Raw genomic sequence first — 24,956 nt, forward strand, 5'->3', positions numbered from 1 at the left:
GTTATTAAAGGGTGATTTTCCTTGACCATTTAAATAAGCCTCGCCTTTAGCATTAAATTTGCTATCTTTTGAGGTAATTTTTCCATCTCCACTTAAAGTCCATTCTACACTTGCATTTGGTTTTCCGCCTTTGACTGTTACTTTGAAATTTTCATCGCCTACAAGTTCAGTTTTATCACTTGAAATGCTTAATTTGTATTGATATAAATTAATATCATTCATAGTAAAAGTTTCTTTGGTATCTCCACTTTTAATATATTTAAATTGCGGTTTTATCTTTTTAATTTTAAAATCATTTATTTTGTGATAAGCAATTGTCGCTTCGCCTTTGTTATTTACTTGCACACTATCGCTTTTTGGTTTAATAACTCCATTTGTAATAGGTTCTATTACACTATCAGGTAAAAGTCCTTTTACTAAAATAGAATAATCTGTATCATAATCTATTGTATTGTTATGTTTGCCATAAAGAGTAGAATCAAATACTGGATATGTTATTACTGGAGTGAAGGTTCTTAAATCATACACAATAGTTTTATTTGAATTTTTACCCACGCCTGAAGTAACAATTTTAATAGGGGTTTTAAATGGAGTTTTTGAAGTTAATAAAGCTTTAGCTTCTCCATTTTGATCAAAGCTTAATTCTTGATTGCTTAATGTGCCATCGCCAGTTAAATCCCATTCTACTTTTTCATTTGGCTTTCCTCCCGTAACTTTAACTTCAGTTTTATCTAAAACTAAATCTTTTGTAGGTAAGCCATTTTCATAAGCGTCAAGCTTATCTTTTTGACTATTCATTTCTAAAGAATATTGATAAAGTTTGATATTATCTTTAACTTCAATTTTATTTGCAAGACTTTGATTATAAATAGCTGTAATTTCTAAATTTTTAACATTATAATCTTTGATTGCTTCAAATACTACTTTACTTTCGCCTTTTTCATTTGAAGTAGTTTCTTTGTTATTACTAATTCTAATTTTCTTACCACTGTTGGTATCTTTAGCTATCCATTCTACTTTAGTATTTGGCATTAATCCAGTAAGTTTAACTTCAAACTCACTCACATAATCAATTGTTCCATTTTCAAATAAAGCATTTGTAACTGGGTGCTTGTGAGTTGGTAAAATCATAGTGGCTTTATAATTTTTAACCTCTAATTCTTTGATTTTTTCACTCACTAATTCATCATTAGTATTTTTAGCAAAGATTTTTACCTTACCATTATTTTCTAAGCCTACGATTTTAACTTTACTTTCGCCTTTATTATCTGCAATAAGTTGTAATTCTTTAGCAGTAGAGCTTTTATTTTCATTTTCTAAGATAAATAAAGCTTTATCCTCGCCCTCTAATCTCCACTTTACATTAGTTTTGTTTGGGCGTAAATTTTTATAAGTAGCAATTGCTATTTCTTTATTTCCTATGACTTCTTTATCAATACTTAAATCATTATCGTTATTACCAAATACCATAATTTGCACAGGTGCTTTAAACTCAACTCCATTAACACTAGCAATAACTTTAACTTCTTCTTTATCTTTCATCGTATCATCAGCTTTGTATTTGATAGTAGCATTACCATTGTTATCAGTTGTATCTGAAGTATTTGTTTTAATTAATTCGCCTTTGCCTATTAATTTCCAAACAACTTTTAAATTATTAGCTAAGTTTCCACCTGCTAAAGTGATAAGACTTTCTTCAAATCTTTCTATTTTTTCAGGATCTGCTTTAATTTTAAAATCAAGTTTTATAATTGAAATAGGAAATTTACCATTTGCTTCGCCAGCTACTGCATTTAAATCAGTTTTTGGAGTGCAAGAACGAATGATTTGCACATAAACTTTTCCGCTATTGTCTGTAATGTAATCAAAACCTTTTTCAAATACTACACAAGAATGAGTTGGTGTAACTCTCATAGGAGTATTTTTTACTACTTCATCAAAGCCATTTTTTAATAATATACAATGTTTATCATTACCTAAATCCCCACAATAAGAAATATGATACTTATTTGGAGTTGCTCTATATTCAAGAACCATAGAATAATCTCTATCAATAAATTGAGTTCTAGTGCCTTCAATAGTATTACTAATTCCTGCTAGTTTTGGTTCAAATGCTAATTTCATAGCTTTTTCATCAAGTGGTATGTTAATGTTTGCATTAATTGAAGTATTCTTTTTAGAACTCTCTGCACTTCTGCTATGACTTAAAGTAAAAGTTAATGCAGGGAATGGAGAATATGAAATTCCCCCTTCATATATTAATGGATTTTTCTCTAAATCATCAACGCTATTTGCTCCAAAAATACCTACTTTATCGCCATACCATTGTCCCATTTTTGCAAAAACTGAAACATTAATAAGAGAAAGAAAAGCATATTTTATTTTTGCGTCCCAGCCATTTGCAGGGCGTTCTTGCACATAATCTTTATCAAAATCATAGCTATCTATCCAGTTACTCAATCTTTGATAAACATTTGCATTAAATGCGAGTGTATCTAGCATGCTTTCAAAACCCAAAGACATTCTTTTATGCCCTCTGCTAAAATCATGATCATAGACTGAGTTTAGTCCTAACATAATATTACCTGAATTATTTAAAGCTGTTGCATTTGGATAATATCTTATACCCCCACCAAAGTGTCCTATGGTTCTATCATTAGCAAATTCGCCTATACCACTTTGTAAAAAATAAGATATTTTTGGATTATCTTCACTTACAATAGGTAAAAGTGCTTTAGCATTACCACTAAAACCGCTTCTTTCGTTGTAATTAAATGAAAAATCTGTATTAATAGAAGTATTTAATGAATCAATAAATTCTTTAGCTAGTTCATTTGCACTTGCATTTAAATAAGAACTTGCCATATTTTTTACAATTTCTTCTTTGCTCTTGCTATCTTCACTATCATAAATAGCACCAGCTGTTTGAATAACTTTCATTACTTTATTTGAAAATTCTTGATCTTCTTTGCTTAAATTATCATCTTTTTTACTATCATTTAAAGCTTCTTGTGTTTTTAAATTTTCATTATAATAGTTTGCATTTGTAGGGTTTTCAAGATAAACAGTTTCAAAAGGTTTTTTAATAATTTTTTTGTCTTTAAAATTAGTATGAGTGTGTTCTTTGATAACTTCTTTATCATAAAACTCAAGCCACTTAGCTGAAATATACTCTTCTTTATTAGCTAATTTAGCCCACTTAGTGCCTGTTTCATTAGTTATGATATTTTCAATATCTAATATTCTATTTTCTCTATAAATTTCTACTTGTTTGCTTTTAACATTTGGTTTTTCTCTTGAGATTATGCGATGAGCTTTTACTTTTGCTTTTCTTATAGTTTGTTCTTGAAAATTTGTATTATCTTCTTCATTATTAATTTCTTTTAAATTATTATCAAGATTATTTTTTTCTTGAATTAGTTGTTCTTTTTTAGCAATTAATTCATTATTGTTTGAATTATTACTTAATTCTTTATCTATACTTCTGATTTCTTTGTTTATTTTTGCATATTTAGCATAGATTTCTTGCTCACTAAGTTCTTTGCTATCTTTTTCTTCTTTTATAATTTCACTAGCTTCATTAACTTGTGTTTCTTGTGATTGAATAGTGTTTGTGTTTTGGGTGCTTGAAGGTAAAATTTCATTATCAGTATTAGCTGATGAAATAATTTTTTTACTTAATATTTCAATCTCACTATCTACATTGTCAAAAATAATACTTGAATGTGTTTGATTTATTAAAGATGAACTTAAAAAAAAGACAACAAGATTTTTCTTAATATCCTTTTTTTTGGATATTTTGCTTTTAAAGATTTTTTATATATTACTGATTTCATTTTACCCTCTTTAGTTCTCATTAAAATGTTTCTTCTTCCATATTATCTGTTTGAGCAAAATTTTCAACAGAATTATCTTCTTTAGTTGCTTGGTGATCTATATTTTGCTTTTCTTTTTGATGAACAAATTCAAAATTATCAACTATAACTTGAAAACCAGTTCTTTTATTTTGATTTTCATCTTCATAAACTGAAGTAAAAATCCTTCCTTTGCATAAAAATTTATCTCCTTTTTTTAAGTAATTTGCTAAAGCATTTACCCTATTTGTTCCAAAAACAACCAAAGGAATCCAATCTGTGTGTTTTATTTCCTCATTTGCTTTTTTAGTAATAGTCGTAATTGCTAAACTATTTTTTGCTAAAAGTTCTTTTTTTCCTTGAGATACTTCCCAATCTTTACCAAGAAAACCACATAATACCACTTCGTTCATTTTTTCATCTCCTTATTTTAATTTTGGCTTATTTTTTTCATCAAAACACATAAACTTACAACCATTTTTATACTCACTACATCCCCACCAATAAGTCCCTTTTGTATTTTTTCTTCTTATTAAATAACCATTTTTACATTCAGGGCAACTATATTGTTTTTCTTTTGATAATTGTGAGAATTGATTCATACTCCCATTTTCTTTTATTTTCAAAATTTCACTATTAACCTCCTTTAATATATTTTGTAAGAAATCTTCTTTTTTTATTGTGCCTTGTTCAATCATTTTTTGTTGCTCAAACCATAAAGCAGTCATATCAGGATATTTAAGAGTTTCAGGTGCTAAAGATATTAAGAGTCTTCCTTTTTTGGTAGATTTAACAACTTGTTTTTTATCTTTACTTACCTCAATATATCCTTGCTCAATTAAATTTTTAATATGAGTTGATCTAGTAGCAGGTGTTCCAATACCTCCATTTTCACCTTTTTTGTCTTTATCTTTTTCAATTAGTAATTTTTTTATTTTTTCATCTTTCACATATTTAGCAACACTATTTAAATCCTTTAATAAAGAATCCATCGTGTAATAAGGACGCGGTTTTGTTTGCTTTTTCTCTATTTCAATATCTTTAATTTTGCAAACACTATTATTCTCTATTAGTGAAATGTCTAAATGATTATTAGTATCTTCATTGTCTTTTTCATCACTTTGCTTGAAAAATTTTCTAAAACCCTCGCTAATATTTTTGCTTTGAGAAATGCTAAATACACTCTTATCATAAGTTTGTATCTCAAGATTTGTAACTTCATATTCTCTTGGTTTAAAAAACTGAATCACAAATCTTTTTGCTATTAAAATATAGATATTCTTTTCTTCTTCTTTTAAAAGCCCACAATCAAAATTGTTTTGAGTTGGTATTATTCCATAGTGAGCGGAAATATTTTTATCATTAAAAGCTTTGCTTTTAATGCTTAAATCACTCTTTTCAAGCAATAAACTTAAATCACTATCATTATTTTTTATATTTGATTTAATAGAATTTAAAATATTTGGAGCTTGTTCAAACATTGTTTCAGGTAAGTATTGACAATCTGATCTATTGTAAGTTATGGCTTTATATTTTTCTCTTAAATTTTGAGTGATTTCTAATGTTTTATCAGGTGAATAACCATATAATTTAGCACACTCTGCTTGCAAAATTAAAAGACTATAAGGCAAAGGGGGATATTCTTTCTTTTTTTCTTTAAAAACACTAATTAATCCCGTTTTATTAATGTTGATTTCTTTTATTTGTTTAGCAATATTTTCATCGATAATCTTTTCTTCTGTTTTTAATCTTGCATTAAATACTTTTCCATTTATTTCAAATTTTCCTAGCAATGAATAATAATCTATGCTTTTAAAATTTTCATATTCATTATCTCTTGCTGTTATAAGCCCTAAAATTGGAGTTTGAACTCTTCCTAAAGTAAGAACTTCTCTAAAACCACTTTTTTGCTGTGCTACACTTGTATAAGCTCTTGTAAGATTAATACCTACAATCCAATCAGCTTGACTTCTTGCAAATCCTCTTTCACTCATTCCTTTAAATTGAGAATTCGGCTTCATTTTAGAAATTTCAGCTTTAACTGCTTTTGGAGTTAAATCATTAATCAAAACTCTAAAAACAGGTTTTTTTGTTTTTGAATACTGAATAATTTCATCAATAAGAATTTGACCCTCATCATCTGCATCACCGCAATGAACAATACTATCTACTTGATCATTTTTAATCAATTTGCAGATAATTTCTAATTGTTTTTTGCTATTATTTATAGGAATATATTTAAATTCTTTAATGTCCAAAGGCAAATCATTTAAATTCCACAACTTCCATTTTTCATTATAAAATTCAGGTGTTGCTAATCTCAATATATGACCAAAAGCCCAAGTAATTAAATTATCGCCTTTTTGAATATAACCTTCAAATTTCTTAACATTACCATCTAAGCCTTCTGCAATTGCTCTACCAAGTTCAGGTTTTTCCGCTATAAACAATCTCATCTTTTACCTTTTATCTTTATTTGTTTTACACCCTTGTAATAAGGGTGTAAATTTATCTTTCAATGTCTTTTTCTTTTTTTGGAGCTTGAGTTTCTTGCTCTATTGTTTGTTCTTTAGAAAAACCATCTTGTTGTTTTGCTTTTTGCTCTTTCATTTCGGCTTCATTTTTTATCTCAAAACCAGTGCTTCTAACAATAGCTAGATAGCCATCACCTTTTTCAAGTTTAATCTTTTCTAACTCTTCTTTAATTTCTTTATTAGTAAGCTTAATGTTTGTGTCAAGATAAAAACTTTTGCTACCATCTTGGTTTTGAAATTCGCTAATTCCAATTCCTTCAACTAAAGCTTTTCCAGCTTCTCTTTTATCATTGATTGTGTAGTAAAATCTGTCAGTTTCTTCATTCCAGTTATTATTAATAAAGATATGGTTATCTCTATTACTTCTTTCTTGCGGATCTGTTGGTAATAAAACAATGTTGAAATTTTCTTTATCTCTTCTTACAAAGTAATTTTTCCATTCATTATTTACTTTAAAAGAAGCTGTTACAGCTCCCTTATCCATTCCAACAACTTTTCCAGCCTCTTCTATCACATCAACTAAAGCAGTAGCAACTTGTCTTTGCTTAATTTCACCTGTTTGAGTGTCTTTATAGTTTAATGCGTTATTTACATCAACCATAAGTCTTGGATGATTTCCATTTGATAATCTTACGAATGCCATTTTTTTCTCCTTAATAAAAATTTTTATGTTTTGTTTTTTGGTTTTTGGTTTGGGAATTTAAAAAAAATATATATAATTACATGTTCATTCACCTCCTTGTAGTGTGATATGAATGCCATTCTCATCTTTATTAAGAATGGTTTTGTTTTTTGGGAAGCTCAAAGTTAAGCTTTTGTCTTTATTTTCTTTTATAATGATAGAGCTTAACTTTTGGGCGTTTTGGGTTATTTTTTTATAATCTTCGTATTTTAAGTATACGATGAAAGAAAAAACTCCAAAAGAAAACCCAAATAAAACAAAAAACATCAATGAAACAATCATAGTTTGTTTGATATTTTTAGTTAGCTTCGAAAAAATTTTAGAAAAATCTAAAATTGCATTTTTTTCTTTTTCTAAAAACACTTTTAAAGTTTGATCATATGTTTGTAAGCTATCACTTAATCTAGCTTCGGTTTTTGACCTAAAATCCTTTAAATCATCATTACTTACTTTTAAAGCACTATTTAATGATTCAAGAAATGTATTATCAAAATTAACTAAAGAATTATCAAGTGCAGTTTTTAGTTCCATTGCTTTTTGACTAAATTCTTCTATTTCTAATTTTGAAAAAGATGAGTTCAAACTATCAAGTTCTGTTTTAATCAAAAGCGTTTTATTGATTATTTCCAATTCTTCTTGACTTGGGGGATTTTTAAAATACGAAATTAGAGAATCAATATTCATTTTAAGTTTATAAAAATTTTGCTCTAAATCTTTAAAAATTCCTTCTTTGGTATTCTCATCAAGAACATTATTTAAGCCTATATTGATAGTATTATTAATGATTTCTAAGATTTTTATCTGCTCATCAATAATTTCTTGATAGTTGCAAATTTTTACTTCATCAAGTAAAGAATTATTCATATCTTCTTGATCTATTTGCTCATCAAGTAAGCTTTGATTTTCTTCAGTCATTTTTTATCCAACATTTTTTATTAATAAAAATCTTTTTATAAAAAACCCATTTCCACTTAAAACCTACTCTCTCGCGATGTTTCTCTCTTAAATTATCAGGAAGTAAGTTATATTCTTGTTCAGAAATTTCTTTTAATTCATAACCTCTTTTCCAACTGACATCCTCTATAAAATTTTTAGAGCATATATACTCAAAACCTTGATAATCAGTATAAGAACTAGATTGCAATAGGTAACAAGATTGCGATAATTGTGGATTTATTCTATATCCATAATGCTCTATTTCTTCACATGATCCATCATCACATACTCTTTCCACCCATAAAAGTTTTTTTTCTACTCTTTTATTAAGTTCTTCCAAAGAACATTCACCATCTAAATGAGCTAAGATATCATTCTTATATTTAAGCATTTCAGTATCACTATTATCCACAGGACATAAATTTAAAAAATCTTTTCTCGCTTGTATGGTTTTCCAAGGCTTTTTAAACTTAATTGCAAAATATCTTGCAATCGCTGCACTACATTCAGGTGGTTTAATAGGCGAAGCTAAACAAAGCATAGCTTCACAAGCATATCTAGTATCCCCACTTAAATAATCCAATTTTATAGCTTTTAAATTTGAGAACATAAACATAGCTAAAATTATTGATATCAATTTTATTTTCATTTTTTATTCTCCTTTTTTTTAATTTTTTTGGCTTCTTGTATCATTTTCTTTTCTACAATTTCATCTTGATTAATGGTTTTAATCACGGTTGGTTTAATCTCATTATTATCAAATAAAGAATTACTCATTTATCTCTCCATCTTTTGCATGAAAAAAAAGCATATTGATAGTATTTTTATCTCCCTTAATAATGCTTATAGGCTGTAAGATCATTTCTGCTTCAACACCATTTTTTTTAAAATACTCTTCATATTCTTGAATGATATTTTTTTCGCCTATTAAGATAATTCTTTTTGCATTATGAGCCAAAAGAAAAGTTTTTACTATTTGTTCATTAGTGAGCAAGCCTTCTTTATTTTTTGTAAGCTCTATTTGATAAATCCAGTCCATATTGCTTAACTTTGAATCTTTAGGAACAAATCTATACTTTTCCTCCAATAAAGAATTATTCAAGGTTAGCTTTGAACCACCTTCAAGCTTTTTAGGTTTTGGTGCAGAACTTGCACATCCTATAAAAATTACACTTGCTAATAAAAGCAAACTAAGCGTTTTTTTCATTATTTTCTCCTGTTGTTGGTATTTGTATGCGACACTCTCCTCTTTGAAAAGCTCCTTTTAAGATATGTTCTTTAGGTATGCCTTTAATTTTTGCCAAAGTTGGAGAGACTTGTTTAAACTTATCAATAAAATATGGATCGTTATAATAAAAAGCTTTTTTGCATAAAATAGGCTTTCCATTATCTATAGTAATAAGCTCATCTTCAAAAGACATTTCTCGAAGTTCTTGTGGAAGCATTAATGCCCTACTTGCTTCACTATAACTTGTAGATCCACCACTTGCCCCTACACTTCTTGATCTTGTTTTAAATGTAGTATTACCAAGTATTCTACTAATCTCCTCTGCATCTTCTTGCTCTCTTGGGGTATAAAAAATTTGACAAGCATGGTTAGTCAAAAGAGTTTTTGCTCCATCATCCCCATATCCATCAGGGGCAGGTGCTTTAAGTTGAGATTTTGATTGATAAATCATCAAAGAACGCATTAAATAACCTGCCATAAAACTTACTGCTGAAAGGTATATAGGAATTTTTCTAGGTGCTGTAAATTCATCCATAAGCATTAAACAAGTATATTTAATTTGTGGATTTTGTTCAGGAAGTTCTTTTGTATTCAAAAGAATTAACTGCGACCAAAAAATATTCAATATAAATTTTGCATTAGTTAATTGATCAGGGGTTATACCTATATAAATAGTCATTTTCTTTTTGCGTAAATCTCTCAAATCAAAATCACTAGTTTGAGTAGAAAGTTTTAATACTTCTGCTTCAAAAGGAGTTAAAGGCTCGTTAAAAGAAGACATAACTCCTGATTTTGTATTATCACTTGAAATACTAAAATAAGTCTCTAACCTTCTTTTTGTGATATCTGAAAGCAGATCATCACAATTTGATAAGTACTTATAAGTATTATCAAATCCATTTATTTTTTTACCCTCATATTCAAAAGTAAAACCTTTTGAAAGTTGTAATATTCCAAAAAAACTAAATTCTGTTTTTAAGTTAAATGTTTCTAAAAAAAGTTTCCCATCTTCTTTTAAATTTAAATCTTTCCACAAATAACAAAGTCCTATAAATAGGTTTTGTGCAAGACCATTAAAGAATTGAGTTGTAGAATCCCCTTCTTTTGGATAAATGATATTTGCTAAATCCATTAGCTGACTATCACAATTATCACTATCACTCATATCAATATAAGTTAAAGGGTTGTAACGATGAGTTCTTTTTGAAAATGGATTAAAAAGAAAAACATCTTGACCCAAAACTTCTTTTCTATATTTGCTTGTAAAATCAAAACATTCTTGTTTTATATCCTGAACAACAGCACTCTCTTTCCAGTCCATTAAATTTGGTATTACAATACCAACCCCTTTACCACTTCTTGTTGGAGCTCCCAAAGCCACAAACTGAGGACCTTTAAATCTTAAAAATTTTCCCTTATATTTTCCGATGATTATTCCATTGTCTGAAAATAATTTCATTTTTTTAATTTCTGCTAAATTTGCAAATCTTGCCTCGCCAAATTGAGTTTTTTTGCTTTTAGCTATTAATGCTAAAAGCATTAAAACAATAACACTAAAACCAAACATACCAAAGAAAGAAATATAAGCTTTTGGGTAAGCATTTATTAATGCCTCAAAAGTGAATTTAAGATTGTAAAACCCAAGAATTCTTTTTAAGCTTACATCATTAAGATAAAACATCACAAAAGGACTTAAAAAATAAGCTATTAATAGTGAAAAAATACTTATAAAAACAAGCATTACAATCTTATCTTTCATTTTCTATTCCTTTTATTTTTGTAGAAAAGCTTTCTAATTTTTGTTTAAAATAATCAGAATTTTTTTCTTGTTTTAAAGATTTTTCTTCATAATAAGCTTTAACTTTTGGATTTTTAAATTCCATTCTCTTATTAAGATTTCTATCAGAATAAAAAGTTATAATAATTTCATCAGAGGGGGATAGTGGCGGGATGAGACCCTCCCCTTTGATCTTATCAGTAGCAACTCTAAAACGAATGCCTTCTTTATTTTCCCATTCATATACTTTTCCACCTCTTCCATCATCAAATGGTTCTTTAAAGACTTTCAAATATTCTCTTATAAAGTTACCAAGATTTAAAAGCTCTTCAATCTTTATTTCTCCTTCGCTTTCTTTTGCTAAATGTAATTTGATATGTTCAGCACCTCTTCCTTTGTCTCTTTTTGTGTTATGCCAACCCTTAACATAATGGACAACATAATCAATGATTGCCTCTTCAATAATCTCTAATTCTGTATTAATTGGAGTTGAGTTTTTATCATTAAAACTCACATTATAAATTCCTCTTTTTTCTTTATTTGCCATTTTTCATCTCTTTAAAATATATTTGACTAATATGTCTTTTTCCATTATGAGCTCTAATATGGACAACTACATCAATAAGATTTTTAAGCATATCTTGTATTTTTTCAAAAGGTATTTTTTGACCTTGAGTATTTTGTAAAGTCATCAAAGCCAAACGCTCGAATGTTTCAGAAGTGCTTCCTGCATGGCAACTTGTAATGTTACCACCATGCCCACTAGAAAGAACATTGATAAAATCATAAGTTTCAGCACCTCTAAGCTCTGCCAATAAGATTCTATCAGGCTTCATTCTAAGACACGATTTTAAAAGAGTTGCAGAATTTAAAAAATCTTCATTTTTAGCTTCACTAGGATAAAAAAGTTGTACAAAATTTTTATGCTCATAAAATTTTATTTCTTCAACATCTTCTATAGTTATAATTCTTTGTTCTTTGGGAATAAAATCAATTAAAGTTTTCATAAAAGTTGTTTTACCGCTTCCTGTACCTCCTGCTATAATGATATTTTTTTCATACTCTACTGCTTTACAAATAAAATCTTTAAAATTTTTAGCTTCATAAAGCTTTTTCAACTCCTCATCCAAAGGATTTGTTATAAAATGATCAGTTTTTATTTCTTCAAAAAGACCACTTTTAACATGATCTTGTATTAAAAATCTTTTCTCACTTGGTTTTCTAATTGTAATTGAAATATGCTCTTTTTTAGTCGCTGGCGGAATTACTACCTGAACCCTTTCACCTCCATGTAATATACAAGAAAGGATAGGGCGTGATTCATCTATCTTATCTTCTTTAAAAGAAGCTAAAGAAGTAGCAAACGACTTAGAAGCTTCATAATCTAACTTACTTGTTTCTTCTTGCCATTTTCCATCATTAGTTTGTATGAAAATATTTTCTTTGCCGTTGTAGCATATTTCAGTTACGCTGGAATTAGCCAAATGTTTTCCAAAAAAATCATTAGCTAATTTTTCTAGGGTTCTTGAATTACTCATTAAAAAAAGCCCTTTCTTTTTAATTGATAAACCTTAGAAAAATCAATATCTTTATTAACATATACACCTACTAAATCACCGTGATTTTTGTAAAGAGTTGGTTGGATATTAATCATTTTTTCTAAAGCAGTATTAGCTATTTCACGAGAAGTTTCTCTTGAATTTTCCGTATAATCAACGCTATTTTCTTTTTTATTAATAACTTGATTAGCTAAAATATTTAAAGAATCATCAATTATTGATAATAAAATAGCTGAACCAAAGCGTTTCATATAATGATGATCTACCCATCCTTGTATTCCACTTGCTCCAAGCTCATCAGTTGCACCTGAATAAACTGGTATAATAATATTATTAGGCGTTCTTATTTCTTGCCAAATAACAAAAAGCCTATCCATACCATCATTTAATTGTCCTGAACTAAAACTTCCTGTAATGGTGCTTCCTTTTTCAATTAAAAGAACATTGCCATTTGAAGAATAAACATCATTTGAAACAATACAAGCAATACCCCCTTTAATAGTGCTAACTAAACGAGTTTTTAAAGAACAACCTATATAAGTTCCTTTAGATAATAATAAATTTGGATCAAACTGACTAACACTAGCACTAGTTGGGGTAAAAACATCGCCGATAAAATCATTTGATCCATTAGATAATAAAGCATTATCTCCTTGCATAGGTTTAGAATTAAAAATATTATTTGAGCTTTCTTGTGTATTGTTTTCTTGTGCATTAAAAGCCCCACCATCACTACTACTACTTACCACAACTAACCCTGCACCTTTTACTATTCTTGGTTGTAAAGGTTTTGAGACAAGCTCGAAAGGATTTTCTTTTGGAGTTACTTCAACGGGTTTTTCCTGTTCTCTTTCTTTCAATACTTCTTCAAAACTCTTTGTTTCTTCTTTAACAGGTTCTTCTTTTTGAGGTAAAATAAAATCTTTTAATTTCACACTACTAGCAATGTCTTTATTAACTTCTTTTGCTTGTGTATTTGCAGTATCATCACTACTACCAATAAAAGATTTTGCAAAGATATATGCAAAAATCAATAATATAAATACACAAGCAATAAAGAATACATAGATTTGAATTTTTTTAACATTAACGCTTTGTGCTTGCAACTCACTTTGTAAATCCATATCTTTTAATTCTTGTTTTTCTTGATTACTCATTGCTCATTTCCTAATAAAGATTGTTCTAGTAAAAGTGTTTTACTTGGATCATTTATCACTCTTTGTATATTTTCATTAGAGGTTTCTCTAGTTTTATCTAAAGGATTTTTTCCATAGCCATTATTAAAAATTCCAACAACCTTATCTCCACTTCTTAATAGAATTTGTTTTGCAATTTTTTGAACTACTAAAACATCATATTTTCCATCTTTTTTAATGTGAGTATTTAAGATCATTTCTTTGCCGTTTTCATATAAAAATACACTCGGAAATGTTTTTGTGTTATCAAAACCTAAGTAAGTAAAAACACCATCATCATAAGCATAATTTGGTGCTATATCTTCACTTCCTTTATTCGCTTTCATTAAAAAATCCCAGTTTCTAGGAACTATATTTTTATCAAGCTCTTCTCTTACAATTTTCTTTTCTAGCTCTTTTTTTATTTTATTCTCTTGCTTTAAGATTTTATCAGCGTGGCTAAAAGACAATTTATAAGTTGCTTGCTTGCTATCATTAGTTAGCAATAAATCAAAAATATAAGTTTTTAAATTAGTGGTAACAATTAAATTTGTTTTCCAGTCTTTTGGATTTGGATCAACAATCATCTCTTTTTGCTGACCTTGATTATAAGGATCATTTTCTACAAAAAGTCTAGTTTTATAAGCTTTTGGTTTAATAAATAAAAGATTTTTTTTCTCTATTAAATCCCAACCTTCAGAAAATCCTGTAGCGGTATTTATAATGACTTCTTCATCGCTAAATTCAATCATACTTACAAAACCATTTCTAGCTACCATTTTAAAAACATCTTTAGAGTTATACTCAGCATGTGCTACGCGTTGATCGTATTCTGATTTTTGCGGTTCATTTAATGCAAAAACAGGTAAAGCCAAAAATGAAAAAGAAAGGGCTAGGCTAATATTTTTTATCATCTTATTTCCTCATCAACTCTATAGTTAGTAACCTTAAAGCCAAGAGGGTTTAAAATTCTATTTTCTTCACTTGTTTTTGCTAGTAAAAAATCATACGCTAAGGTTATAACTTTGGTTGATTGTTGTGTGCTTTTTGTTACAGAATCTTTTTTAGTAATTAATGCTCTTATAGTAGAGGTTTTTACTCCATTGCTATTTCCAAGAACAATACTTAAAATCTTAACGCTTACTTCAACATTATCTTTATAAATTTGATCTAAAGCATTATCACCAGCATAGATAGCTCTATACTCATTTGCAACATTTTCATCACTCATTAATTGAGTAAGAACATAATCTTGATTTAAAAACTTATAATAATAACCTTCTCTAGCTTTTATATATTGAGAGATAAAGTATTTATCTAAAGCTTCAATAGAACTAATTTGCTCTTCTTGTAAGCTAGTAATAATATCCACCATACCAGTAGTATTATCCACTCTAATCACATAAGGTTCAGTAGTTTTTAATGGTGTTAAGAAAATTACAGCAATTACAGCAATAATTGATATTGCCATACTTATAAATGCAACTAACCAAGCTCTTTGATTTGATTTTTCAATCAAATATCTTACACTTGCTTCAAAATTCAAAGCATTAGAATTAATTTCATTTTGGTTTTTCAATTTTATGTTTAAAAGAAGTTAGTATAATCAACCTAAGGCTGATTAACCAAAGGGTAACGGCCTTTGATTAATCAAATCTTGCCTTAGAAAGAAGGTGAGAACCTTGAATAATCATATTCTAGTAATTATTATACTACTATGTATAATAATAGTCAAGGCTTATTAGCTTTGATTTCCCTTTTTTAAAGGGGATACTAGAAACCCTTTGGCTTTATACTAACTTTCTTTATCTCCTTTCTTTAAAATTTGTTTTCTAAAACTTCAGTTTCAATTATTTGCACATCTTTTTCTTTAAAAAAAAGATTTTGTTTTAAAACTTTTACAAAAACATCTCCTTGCTCCGTATGGTAAGTGATAGAATAATCAAACTCGCCAGCTTCAACCATCTTATCTTCATGATAAGAATTAGAATCATTTACAGCCTTTTTTAAAATCACATAAGACATACTCGGATAATTTAAAATAATTCTCTTTTTCTTTTTAATGTTTTCAAAGCTTTTAATGGAAGTTTCTTCTTCTTTCTTTTCAAACACAGGAACAATTTCCATTTTTAAAAACTTTTCTTGATCTTTAATATCATTTACAGCAACCCAACCACTTTTATCATCAAACAAATAGTTATAATTAGTATTGTTTTTAATAGAACAAGCACTAAAAAAGATTGCACAAAATGCAAATAAAATTACCTTATGCTTCATTTCTCATCCTTTGTAATATGCTCTTTCCTAAAGACATAGCATTAGCACCTGCTACTTTAGCACCTGATTTCATCATAGAATAAGCACCTTCTGCCATTTTAGAGCCTCCTTTTTGAGCATGCCCAAATAATTTTCCAAGAGTTTTTCCAGCTGCAGAACTTATAGGATTGCTTACCCTTGAAAACACACTTTGCATAGCAGAATCTAAAGCAACGCTTCCTACTTTTTCAGCAAAAACCTTTGCTACAAAAACCATAGCAACTAATAAAACAGAGGAAAAAATCATTCTCACGCCTATAAAAAAAGCGTCTGCATCTGCATTCATATATTGATTTTGTGCTAAATCAACAAATTTATATATTTCTCTAGCAAAAACCTTAAAAAATAAACTCATAAAAAGAACTAATAAGGTATTAGAAATAAGCAACGCAAGCCATTGAGTAAAAACATTCTTAGTGCTTTTATATAAAAGACAATAAAACATTAAAGGTGCAGCAATCACTAATATAGTTTGAGTAAAGGCAGTAGCATTAATCACTACTAAAGCAGGTAGCACAGCTATACCAAATGCTATATAAACTATAATTATAGTAATTCCAGCTATTACTGTATCAAATCCACTAGCCTTAGCCCATATATTATCAGCTAAATTTCTAACTTCATTAAAAATAAAATCAATTTGCTTATACATACTAAGGCTTCCACCAGCCCACTCATGAAAGCCATCCATAGCATTAATGACTAAAGTAAGCCATCCACCGATATTTAAAGCAAAAGTGATGATCATAGCCTTAGCAGCTAAATCCCACATTACTTCTTTAGTAGGACTTTGAGAACGACCAAATAAGATTTCATAACCCTTATACATAATAGTAATGACAAGGGTGATAGAAAAAAGCACAGCAAGTTGAGTCATTTTTTCACTCAATGCTGCATTTCTTACTACTTCTAAAATCGCATGAGTAGCATTACCAAGTTGCAAGAAAAAATCACTTTGCATGGTAAGCCTTAAAAGAAAATATGAGATTATAAAAATTTATAAGATTAAAAATTTGGATATAATTACATGGGGTTAGCCATAGGGCGGCAACCCTATGGCTCAATAAAACCTCAGAAAAGAGGTGATTTGTTTGAACCAAAAATATTTTATACTTATTATTATACTTCTTTGTATAGTAATAGTCAAGGCTTATTAAGCTCTTGCCCTGCTTTTGCAGGGATAAAATATTTTTTATTTTTCTACTTAAAAAATTAAAATAAAATACGAAACTACAAAAATTTATAAGATTAAAAATTTGGATATAATTTTTTGGGGTGTTTGCCACAAGGTTCGCACCCTTGTGGCGAAAATCTAAGCCCCTAAAGGAGCTAAGATGAATACCACTAAATTCATCATAGTTGTAATTATACTCCTTTGTATAATTATAGTCAAGGCTTTTTAGTCTTGCCCCACTTGTTGGGGTATGGTGGATTTTCCTTGTGGCTTTAAATCTAAAAATAGCCACTAATATAACTTTAACATTGTTAATCACTATGGTGTTTTAAGAAGTTTAAGAAGACTAAGATATAATACCCCGAAGGGTTAGCCGTAGGCTGCAACCCTATGGCTAAATTTAACCCTAGAAAGTAGGTGATTAAATTGAGTTATAACAAACTTATAATTGTAATTATACTCCTTTGTATAGTTACAGTCAAGGCTTATTAGCCTTGCCCCTATTTTTAGGGGTATAAGTTTACCCTACGGCCTTTCTTAAACTTTCTTTATCTCCTTTCTTTAAAATTTGTTTTTATTTAAATTAATTTGGTTTTAAAATTAAGTTTTTGTAAAACTTGTGTTTTTCCATTTTTAAATTTTTCTACTATTTCATATTCTATTAGTTCTATAAATTTAGAATTTTGTTTTTGTTCTATTTCCTTTATAGCGTTTGCTATCTTTTCCTTATAAGGTGTATCAGGAAGATCATAATGTTTTAGTTGTTTTATTTTTTCTATTTCTTTGTTTTTAATGATTTGTTCCATTTGATTAAAAGCATTGATAAAAGCAATTTTAAATTGTAAAGCTTTTTTACCTGTAAAACCCATAGCTAAAAGCGTGAATGCATCACGAGTTAGATTATACATAGGCATTTTTCTATTAACAAGCTTACCATTCTTTGGGTTCGTTGTTTTCGATATTCGCACGACCTGCTCAAAATTGAGGAGTTCGTTAGAAACCCCTATTTCTCGTAATTCATTTAAAATATTTTCAATATCTCTTAAAACATTTTTATGTTGCTTCCCAAATACTTTAGCTATATCTAAACTTGTGCAAAAAATTTGCTCATCTTTGTTTTCAAAGATGACATCTATATTGTTAATATTAATAACACTACTCATTTTTCACTCCTATTTAGTCAAATAAGCCACTAGCTTTTGCTTTTTCTTCAGCTTGTTTTGCAAGCTCCACATCACTCAAAGGCTCTTTCCCCATTGATTCTGCAAACAGCTGTGCTGCTTGATCTTGTCTTATTCTTCTTTGATTTTCATAATGCATATTAGAAATTTCAAGATTAGTTTTAATGATTTCTAGTTTGGTTTTTTCTACATTAATCGCATTGTTAATGTCATTAGTTTCTTTAATATCTTTTGATTCTATAAGTCTTTGGTGTAATTTTTCTAAAGACTTTGCTACGGTATTAACTTGGATAGAAGCTTGATTATAATGCTCCACTTGAGCTGCATAAGTAATCATATCCATTCTACATATTCTTTTTCGCTCTTCACTCAAATAACTAGCATTGCAACGATCAAAAAGAGTGAATTTTCTAAATGTTTCTTTGCTTTTATCGCTTAAAAAGCCTTGTGGATCTTGCAATACATCATCATAAAAAGATTGTATGTTTTGTCCAGCTTGTGCAAAATCTAAATAAATTTGTTTTGTGTCTCTCATAAAAGACACTGAATCTCTTGCACCTGTTTTAGACATAAGTTCATTTTGATAAGCTTGAATTTGTTGTTGATAGTGTTTAACCGTATCTTGCCATCTTGTAGCTTGTTTAGTCCACTCTGCAATTTCTTTTGCATTTTGGGTTGCCATTTGTGAATTTGCAGTCGCATCAACTACAGGAATACCAGCACTAAAAGCTAAGTTAGGTAAAATCAATAGGGAAGTAAGAATAAGAATAGATTTTTTAAATTTTTGGATATAATTTTTTGGGGTGTTTGCCACAAGGTTCGCACCCTTGTGGCTTAATTTGCACTCTGAAAGGAGGCGATTAAATTGAGTCATATAAATCTCATAGTTATTATTATACTTCTTTGTATGATAATAGTCAAGGCTTATTAGCCTTGCCCCATTTTTATGGGGATGAGATTTCCTTGTGGCTTTAAATCTAAAAATAGCTACTAATATAACTTTAACATTAATACCAGCACTAAAAGCTAAATTTGCAATACATAATGATGAAATTATGGAAAATAAAAATTTATTTTGTTTTTGGATATAATTATTTTTGGGGTTTGCCACAGGGCAGCAACCCTGTGGCTTAATCTTAACTCCAGAAAGGAGATATTTTAAGATGAAGTTCACACGCTTTATCTTAGTAGCAATTATACTACTAAGTTTAATAGTAGTCAAGGCTTTTTGAGTCTTATCCTGTCTTTTGACAGGGCTATTTAAGATAAAGCGCCCCTGTGGCTTTTTGATTTGATTTTTACTTAAACTTAATCTCATTGTTCTTCCTTATAAAATGTTTTAAGTTCATTGATTTTTTCTTCCAAAGTTTTGTTTTTTTGATTAAAGATATTTTCTATTTTTTCTATATAGCTTGTGCCTGTAGATAAAATTTTTAGGTTTTCTTTGCCTAAAGATGAAAGATCCAAAGAACAAACAACTGCCTCATCTTGTCTTTTAACAAGGAATTGTCGTTTATGTGGGGCAAAGTTTTTAACTATTAAAAATTCATCTTTGCTAAGACCTAGTCTTAAATACTCATCTTCTTTTGCTAAAGGGTTTGGTAAAAATATTTTTGTAGCAGATTGTTCAACTAAAGTATTTGCTATCTTTAGTTTTAAAAAGTCCTCTATACTTTGTGTAGCAAGTCTTAAAAAGCCATTTTGTTTTCTTATGGTTTTAAACTTGTTTTTTACTTCTTCTGCCACAATATCATTTTCTAACCACTTCCAAGCTTCATCAATATCTATACAAAGTCTTCTTCCATCTGCTAAATTCATAACACGCCAAAGAATAAAATAAGAGATTAATGCTGAAACATCTTTTTCATCTAAAAATTCAGTTCCATCAATACCAAATAAATTAATATCATCAGGAAAATCTAGGTTGTCATATTCATTATCAAACACCCAGCCAAATTGTTTTCCTTTTTGGAATAAAGACAATCTACTTTTTAAAGAGTTATTGTCATTAAAATCATCTGTAATATTTTCAAGAAGTAAAGAAATAGGATATTTTCTTTCAGAAATTTCAAATTGAAACATTAGAGTATTTACAGCTTCATTAATTTGTTTTTCTTCTTTTGTATTAAGAATTTCGCCATTGCGTGTTACACATAGTTTTATTAGTTGTTTTAAAAATCTTAAATTTTCTTCATTAGTTTCAACCATAAAAGGATTAAACCCAGTAGGCTTACCATTTTTAATAGAAATATATCTACCGCCAGCACAAAGAATATTGCCTAAAGCACCTTTATCTTTATCTAAAAATACAGCTGTAAATTTCTTTTTATCTTCAGGTATGTTTGCAGGGAAACTATCTTTATTAGCATACTTTATCATTTGATTAATGATAAAATTCATAAACACGGTTTTACCACCACCACTTTGACCTAAAATCAAAGTATTAGCTAAATTCAAATCACCAAATTCATCTTTGTTTTTCCCATCGCTTTTGTGGAAATTTAAAAAATATGGTTGTTTGTTTGGTGTTTTTAAAATAGTTACAGCATCGCCCCAGCAATTTTTTTCTTTTTTACCCATTAAGAAATTATGTAATGCAACCAAAGATGAAAAATTTAAAGATGAAATCATATGAACTCTTGGGCGTATTGCAAAATTACTTGGAAATTGTGAAAAATAAGAAGCAGGTAGTGCAATATTTGCTAATGTTGAAGTAAAGCCTAAACTATTTAATGAAGTTATTACTTTATTAGTATTTTTCTTGCATTCATCAATGCTATCACCAAAAACACAAATACTAAAATGATAATTTCCAAAACTTATAACATTACTAATTAAATCATCTAATGCTAAATTTAATTGCTCTATCTGACTTACACCATCATCTTCACTTGAAATTAGTTGATTAATTTGTTTGTTTAATGCTGATTTTGAATCATATTTTGATAAAGGAACAAAAGTTTGAGTAATAGTGTAATCTACATCAAGATACATTAAAGAATCTAAAATACCTGAAAAAGTTTCATTAGAATAATCTTTAATTTCAATAATTCTAGCAAATCTTTTTGTATCATCATTGTAGTTTAGCTGAATCATATCGTGGTTAAATTGAATATTTTTTAAAGTTCCTGTTAGATATTGATATATCGGAGTATCACAAACTACAACAGGATTAAATTTTCCACCTATTAAATAATTATAAAATTCTAATTGCTCGGAATATTTAATATTATTCTTTTTATATACACTTAATATTTTTGGTTTAAAATCTTTAATGTTAGCTTCAAGTTTTCCTAAGTATTCTTGGAATTTAAGAACAAAATTTGAAATTTCTTTTGCTTTTGATTTGTAATTTAATTTATTGAAAGTCTTTAGATCAATATTAGATTTTAAAGGCTTATAGACCAAAGTTAAATAAAGCGAATTTTGCTGAAAACTTTTTTTATCAAAACTCTTATGGTATTTTTCATCAATTTCCTTTAAAAAAGAATTTTCAAAATGAGAATCTAAAAATTCATGTAATTTAAATCTTACATTATGAAAATAAAAAGCAACAGGCTCATTAGAAAATGACATTATCATCATATTCAAAAGATTTTTTTTAAAAATTAAATTCTCATCTGATTCACACTCAAATTCTATACCTTCAATAAAAAATGTGCTAATTAGCATATGTTCTTTTGTAATAACAATGCTATCTGTAAGTAAAGAGCTATAAGGAATTAATTTCTCTAAACTTGGTTCAGCATGAAGTGGAAATATAGATAATTTTGGAAAATCATTATTAGTTGGCAATCGTTTATAGCTTACGCTATTAAAAGTTTTAGCTTTATGATACTTTCTACTCAAAAAATTACTAATAAATTTAGTTTTTAAAAAAAACAATCTAAACATTTGCTCATCTTTCTTAGTCATTGCTTTCATAATAAAATAAGAAATAACTCCAAAAATTAAAAGGAAAAATTGTTGCGTATAAACAGCTATTAAGATAAATCCTAAAATGTTCATTATAAAAGGCACTAAAGGCACTCCAAAAAGGAGTGCAGGGCGTGTTAATCCTTTAAAGAGCGGATCAAAATAGTTATTCATAAACTTTTAACCACCCACCAAAAGACCAGCTATAGCTGGTGCAGAACCTATAACAACACCGCCAATTACCGCTGGTAAAACTTCAGTCCATTGCTGTTTTAACATTGCCATTCTATAGCCTGCAATACAAAAAGCTATTGTAACAATAACACCGGAAAGAGCAAACAAAGCTGTTGATATATCTTGTGCCAAAGTATTGACTTTATCAATACCGCCTGCAGCAAAAGCTAAATTTACAGCTAATGCTATTAATAGTATTTTTTTAAACATTTAAAGGAGTCCTTTCATTAAAAAATAACGAACGATAAATTTAGCTCTTATATTAAATATAAAGGTATTATTTAATTTTAATTTTTTATTAAAATTAAATGTGTAATAAACATTTTTTTTGATTTTGGATTAAAAAGGAGTAAATTTGGCAACTAAAAGATCAGATTTGTATAAAAAAATTATAAAAGTAAGAAGTAAAATTAAACAAAACTTAAAACATAAATCACGATTATATTTGAATCTAAAATTTCAGAGAAGAATATATGAGTAAAAAATATCCTTATTTTCTTTCAAACAAAATTTATTTTCATCCTATGATCTTATGGACTAACATTAAATGTAAAAATTGCAACGAGAATAAATATATTGAATATACAGAAGATGAAGCATATAAAAAAGTTATCTGTCCAAAATACAAAATGATGATTAAAGTAGAGAAAGGAAAAAGCAACAAATGAAAGAATTAGATTATTATAACTTTTTAGAAGAAGCAGATTGTCTGATGAAAAAATAAAGAATAAAAAGAAATTACAGAAGAAGTATTTTTAGATTTCTTAAAAGAAATGATAAAAAAATACAATATTACAAAAAGAAAATGCGATTGTTTTAAACTTAAAAAATAACTTTCTCTTTTTTAGTCTTGAAATAAAAGAACAAGGTCAAAAACATTTTGAATAAAATTCTAAAAAATACGAGAAAGTTGATTTTTATGGAAATCATAAAATTTGAGAAAAGATTATACAACTTAAATCGAATTAAAAATAAATTATATTTATTTTATATCTAATAAATATCTTTTTAATATTTTTTAATTATGTGTCTTATATCTATATATAAATATATTTTTATAAGCTATGAGAGATAAAAATATCAGTATAAAAACAACATTTTCTGTAAAGGATATTTAGATAGTGAGTTTAATATAGTTTCCGACTTTTTTCTATATTCAACATTATTGTATTTCTTCGATAAAATATCTAAAATAACATAACATCACACTCGTTTATATTCCTTGTTGCATTAGCAGATCACTTCCAAATATTTAATTCTTGCCAGTTTTGTGGTATACCCATAGCAGCTTTATCAATACTTGGATATTTATTTAATAATTTTATAAATTCTTCTTTAATGTTATATTCCTTTAAGATTATAGTCAATACACTTACTGCGAAAAATATTTTATCACGATCTACATTTTCATCTAGAAAATTATCATTTTTTCTATATTTAAATTTTTTAACAAATTGTCTATTCCAAAGTCTTGAGTGATGTGCACATAAATTTCTAACATAAGATAAAGTTTCTATCCAGTTTTCAAAAACATCAATTTGTATATTTTCTAATTCAAAAAATTTCATAAGATCTAATTGTTCTGTTTTTTGCATAAGTTTTACAAATTTAGATAATGTTCCAAAGGATAAAATTTCAACTAGAGCCCACAATGGTAAATCATCTGTATTGTATTTTGTTTTTATATGTTGAATGAAATCCTCACTAGCTCTTTTCTTCTCTTTATCTATTTGCTCAATCAAATCACCGTAAAGACAACGGTCCTTAATCCTCATCTCTCTTTTTAAAGATTTTATATCTTGTATATAACCAAAAGGTTTATATTGTTTAGAATGAATATGAGAAATTTGTGCCCTTAAAATAATTTCTAACTCAGATAGATAATTAAATACAAATTTTCTTAAATCTGTATCAAAATTATATAGTAAAACTATATCTTCAAAAGTAGTTCCATCTTGAAACATGTCTTTACATGGTGAATTCTTTGGATGTTGAAAAGGTATAAAATAAGAACTTAAACGATAATAATGATTTTTCTCTAAAAACTTTATAGCTTGTTTTTCATCTTTTACAATAAGGTTTCTATTTTTTAAAATATCAATAAGGCTGGGATAATCTTTAAAATCTTTATAATTCATGAGAGCACCTTCCAGTCAGCATCATGAAAATGCTCGGAAGGTATGTTAACGAAATAATAAAATATTTTAGTTTTATTTTTGCTTAAATGAAACTGCACTTTGTAGCCTTTTAAACTAACACAAGTATTAATTATTTTGTTTCTTATTATTTTTTTGATTATATTAGATGCTAACACAACATGCTTCTTAGCTCTTATCAACTTGAAGTATATAAGAAAATAAGTCATTCTATTTTTTAAATAAAATATCACAC

Annotated in this window: 21 protein-coding genes and 1 pseudogene; all 22 read right to left on the reverse strand. The window is 27.9% G+C overall.

Translation table 11 applies throughout. From position 1 onward, the window contains the following. On the reverse strand, positions 1–2,940 hold a 2,940-nt coding region (locus L8V79_RS07065; RefSeq protein WP_263703076.1), incomplete at its 3' end, for an inverse autotransporter beta domain-containing protein. A gap of 916 nt (positions 2,941–3,856) precedes the next feature. Then, positions 3,857–4,267, reverse strand: coding sequence for a single-stranded DNA-binding protein (locus L8V79_RS07070; RefSeq protein WP_263695828.1), 411 nt, complete (start codon positions 4,265–4,267; stop codon positions 3,857–3,859). A 12-nt stretch (positions 4,268–4,279) separates the two neighbouring features. Continuing rightward, the gene (locus L8V79_RS07075; protein ID WP_263703077.1) at positions 4,280–6,310 is read right to left on the reverse strand and encodes a DNA topoisomerase 3; all 2,031 of its coding nucleotides are present in this window, start codon (positions 6,308–6,310) and stop codon (positions 4,280–4,282) included. A 52-nt stretch (positions 6,311–6,362) separates the two neighbouring features. Then, complete coding sequence (locus L8V79_RS07080) at positions 6,363–7,031, reverse strand: hypothetical protein (RefSeq protein ID WP_263703079.1); 669 nt, start codon at positions 7,029–7,031, stop codon at positions 6,363–6,365. An 84-nt stretch (positions 7,032–7,115) separates the two neighbouring features. Then, positions 7,116–7,985, reverse strand: a complete 870-nt coding sequence (locus L8V79_RS07085) for a hypothetical protein (RefSeq protein WP_263659904.1) — start codon at positions 7,983–7,985, stop codon at positions 7,116–7,118. Continuing rightward, the gene (locus L8V79_RS07090; protein ID WP_012662272.1) at positions 7,978–8,655 is read right to left on the reverse strand and encodes a TrbM/KikA/MpfK family conjugal transfer protein; all 678 of its coding nucleotides are present in this window, start codon (positions 8,653–8,655) and stop codon (positions 7,978–7,980) included. Before L8V79_RS07090 ends, L8V79_RS07085 begins: the two co-directional genes overlap by 8 nt. Continuing rightward, positions 8,652–8,783, reverse strand: coding sequence for a hypothetical protein (locus L8V79_RS07095; protein ID WP_256378939.1), 132 nt, complete (start codon positions 8,781–8,783; stop codon positions 8,652–8,654). Before L8V79_RS07095 ends, L8V79_RS07090 begins: the two co-directional genes overlap by 4 nt. Next, positions 8,776–9,213, reverse strand: coding sequence for a cag pathogenicity island Cag12 family protein (locus L8V79_RS07100; protein ID WP_012662271.1), 438 nt, complete (start codon positions 9,211–9,213; stop codon positions 8,776–8,778). The genes L8V79_RS07095 and L8V79_RS07100 overlap by 8 nt, the downstream gene beginning before the upstream one ends. Beyond that, positions 9,197–10,993: a conjugal transfer protein TraG/VirD4 gene (locus L8V79_RS07105; RefSeq protein WP_044599627.1), complete on the reverse strand. Its 1,797-nt coding sequence runs from the start codon at positions 10,991–10,993 to the stop codon at positions 9,197–9,199. The genes L8V79_RS07100 and L8V79_RS07105 overlap by 17 nt, the downstream gene beginning before the upstream one ends. After that, positions 10,983–11,558, reverse strand: coding sequence for a hypothetical protein (locus L8V79_RS07110; RefSeq protein WP_263703081.1), 576 nt, complete (start codon positions 11,556–11,558; stop codon positions 10,983–10,985). Before L8V79_RS07110 ends, L8V79_RS07105 begins: the two co-directional genes overlap by 11 nt. Then, positions 11,548–12,549 (reverse strand): P-type DNA transfer ATPase VirB11, encoded by a 1,002-nt coding sequence (gene virB11 / locus L8V79_RS07115; RefSeq protein ID WP_263703082.1) that lies wholly within the window; start codon positions 12,547–12,549, stop codon positions 11,548–11,550. Before virB11 ends, L8V79_RS07110 begins: the two co-directional genes overlap by 11 nt. Then, positions 12,549–13,727: a type IV secretion system protein VirB10 gene (virB10, locus tag L8V79_RS07120; RefSeq protein WP_044599630.1), complete on the reverse strand. Its 1,179-nt coding sequence runs from the start codon at positions 13,725–13,727 to the stop codon at positions 12,549–12,551. Before virB10 ends, virB11 begins: the two co-directional genes overlap by 1 nt. Continuing rightward, positions 13,724–14,659, reverse strand: a complete 936-nt coding sequence (gene virB9, locus L8V79_RS07125) for a P-type conjugative transfer protein VirB9 (protein ID WP_012662266.1) — start codon at positions 14,657–14,659, stop codon at positions 13,724–13,726. Before virB9 ends, virB10 begins: the two co-directional genes overlap by 4 nt. Beyond that, positions 14,656–15,324 carry a virB8 family protein gene (locus L8V79_RS07130; protein ID WP_250324999.1) on the reverse strand — a complete coding sequence of 223 codons (669 nt, stop codon included), beginning with the start codon at positions 15,322–15,324 and terminating at the stop codon, positions 14,656–14,658. The genes virB9 and L8V79_RS07130 overlap by 4 nt, the downstream gene beginning before the upstream one ends. Before the next feature lie 239 nt (positions 15,325–15,563). Further along, positions 15,564–16,022 carry a hypothetical protein gene (locus L8V79_RS07135; protein ID WP_263696062.1) on the reverse strand — a complete coding sequence of 153 codons (459 nt, stop codon included), beginning with the start codon at positions 16,020–16,022 and terminating at the stop codon, positions 15,564–15,566. Beyond that, a complete protein-coding gene (locus L8V79_RS07140) occupies positions 16,012–17,022 on the reverse strand; it encodes a type IV secretion system protein (protein WP_263703083.1) in 1,011 nt (336 codons plus the stop codon). The genes L8V79_RS07135 and L8V79_RS07140 overlap by 11 nt, the downstream gene beginning before the upstream one ends. 70 nt (positions 17,023–17,092) lie before the next feature. Next, positions 17,093–17,533, reverse strand: a pseudogene (locus L8V79_RS08255) (hypothetical protein); the annotation flags it as partial. Positions 17,534–17,813: 280 nt separating this feature from the next. Further along, positions 17,814–18,398 carry a Rha family transcriptional regulator gene (locus L8V79_RS07145; RefSeq protein WP_263677977.1) on the reverse strand — a complete coding sequence of 195 codons (585 nt, stop codon included), beginning with the start codon at positions 18,396–18,398 and terminating at the stop codon, positions 17,814–17,816. A gap of 13 nt (positions 18,399–18,411) precedes the next feature. Next, entirely contained in the window at positions 18,412–19,734 is a 1,323-nt protein-coding gene (locus tag L8V79_RS07150) for a type IV secretion system protein (protein WP_263703084.1), read from the reverse strand. Continuing rightward, a complete protein-coding gene (locus L8V79_RS07155; protein WP_263703085.1) occupies positions 19,731–22,505 on the reverse strand; it encodes a VirB4 family type IV secretion/conjugal transfer ATPase in 2,775 nt (924 codons plus the stop codon). Before L8V79_RS07155 ends, L8V79_RS07150 begins: the two co-directional genes overlap by 4 nt. Positions 22,506–22,511: 6 nt before the next feature. Next, positions 22,512–22,775, reverse strand: coding sequence for a TrbC/VirB2 family protein (locus tag L8V79_RS07160; RefSeq protein ID WP_263703086.1), 264 nt, complete (start codon positions 22,773–22,775; stop codon positions 22,512–22,514). Between the two features lie 1,028 nt (positions 22,776–23,803). Beyond that, positions 23,804–24,703 (reverse strand): Abi family protein, encoded by a 900-nt coding sequence (locus L8V79_RS07165; RefSeq protein WP_263703087.1) that lies wholly within the window; start codon positions 24,701–24,703, stop codon positions 23,804–23,806. Between the last annotated feature and the right edge of the window lie 253 nt (positions 24,704–24,956).

The sequence above is a fragment of the Campylobacter sp. IFREMER_LSEM_CL2194 genome, from assembly GCF_025771685.1.
Lineage (GTDB): Bacteria > Campylobacterota > Campylobacteria > Campylobacterales > Campylobacteraceae > Campylobacter_D.

Coding starts and splice junctions, on each gene's coding strand:
- L8V79_RS07070 (WP_263695828.1), bottom strand. CDS start 4,267: ATGAACGAAGTGGTATTATGTGGTTTTCTTGGTAAAGATTGGGAAGTA.
- L8V79_RS07075 (WP_263703077.1), bottom strand. CDS start 6,310: ATGAGATTGTTTATAGCGGAAAAACCTGAACTTGGTAGAGCAATTGCA.
- L8V79_RS07080 (WP_263703079.1), bottom strand. CDS start 7,031: ATGGCATTCGTAAGATTATCAAATGGAAATCATCCAAGACTTATGGTT.
- L8V79_RS07085 (WP_263659904.1), bottom strand. CDS start 7,985: ATGACTGAAGAAAATCAAAGCTTACTTGATGAGCAAATAGATCAAGAA.
- L8V79_RS07090 (WP_012662272.1), bottom strand. CDS start 8,655: ATGAAAATAAAATTGATATCAATAATTTTAGCTATGTTTATGTTCTCA.
- L8V79_RS07095 (WP_256378939.1), bottom strand. CDS start 8,783: ATGAGTAATTCTTTATTTGATAATAATGAGATTAAACCAACCGTGATT.
- L8V79_RS07100 (WP_012662271.1), bottom strand. CDS start 9,213: ATGAAAAAAACGCTTAGTTTGCTTTTATTAGCAAGTGTAATTTTTATA.
- L8V79_RS07105 (WP_044599627.1), bottom strand. CDS start 10,993: ATGAAAGATAAGATTGTAATGCTTGTTTTTATAAGTATTTTTTCACTA.
- L8V79_RS07110 (WP_263703081.1), bottom strand. CDS start 11,558: ATGGCAAATAAAGAAAAAAGAGGAATTTATAATGTGAGTTTTAATGAT.
- virB11 (WP_263703082.1), bottom strand. CDS start 12,549: ATGAGTAATTCAAGAACCCTAGAAAAATTAGCTAATGATTTTTTTGGA.
- virB10 (WP_044599630.1), bottom strand. CDS start 13,727: ATGAGTAATCAAGAAAAACAAGAATTAAAAGATATGGATTTACAAAGT.
- virB9 (WP_012662266.1), bottom strand. CDS start 14,659: ATGATAAAAAATATTAGCCTAGCCCTTTCTTTTTCATTTTTGGCTTTA.
- L8V79_RS07135 (WP_263696062.1), bottom strand. CDS start 16,022: ATGAAGCATAAGGTAATTTTATTTGCATTTTGTGCAATCTTTTTTAGT.
- L8V79_RS07140 (WP_263703083.1), bottom strand. CDS start 17,022: ATGCAAAGTGATTTTTTCTTGCAACTTGGTAATGCTACTCATGCGATT.
- L8V79_RS07145 (WP_263677977.1), bottom strand. CDS start 18,398: ATGAGTAGTGTTATTAATATTAACAATATAGATGTCATCTTTGAAAAC.
- L8V79_RS07150 (WP_263703084.1), bottom strand. CDS start 19,734: ATGAGATTAAGTTTAAGTAAAAATCAAATCAAAAAGCCACAGGGGCGC.
- L8V79_RS07155 (WP_263703085.1), bottom strand. CDS start 22,505: ATGAATAACTATTTTGATCCGCTCTTTAAAGGATTAACACGCCCTGCA.
- L8V79_RS07160 (WP_263703086.1), bottom strand. CDS start 22,775: ATGTTTAAAAAAATACTATTAATAGCATTAGCTGTAAATTTAGCTTTT.
- L8V79_RS07165 (WP_263703087.1), bottom strand. CDS start 24,703: ATGAATTATAAAGATTTTAAAGATTATCCCAGCCTTATTGATATTTTA.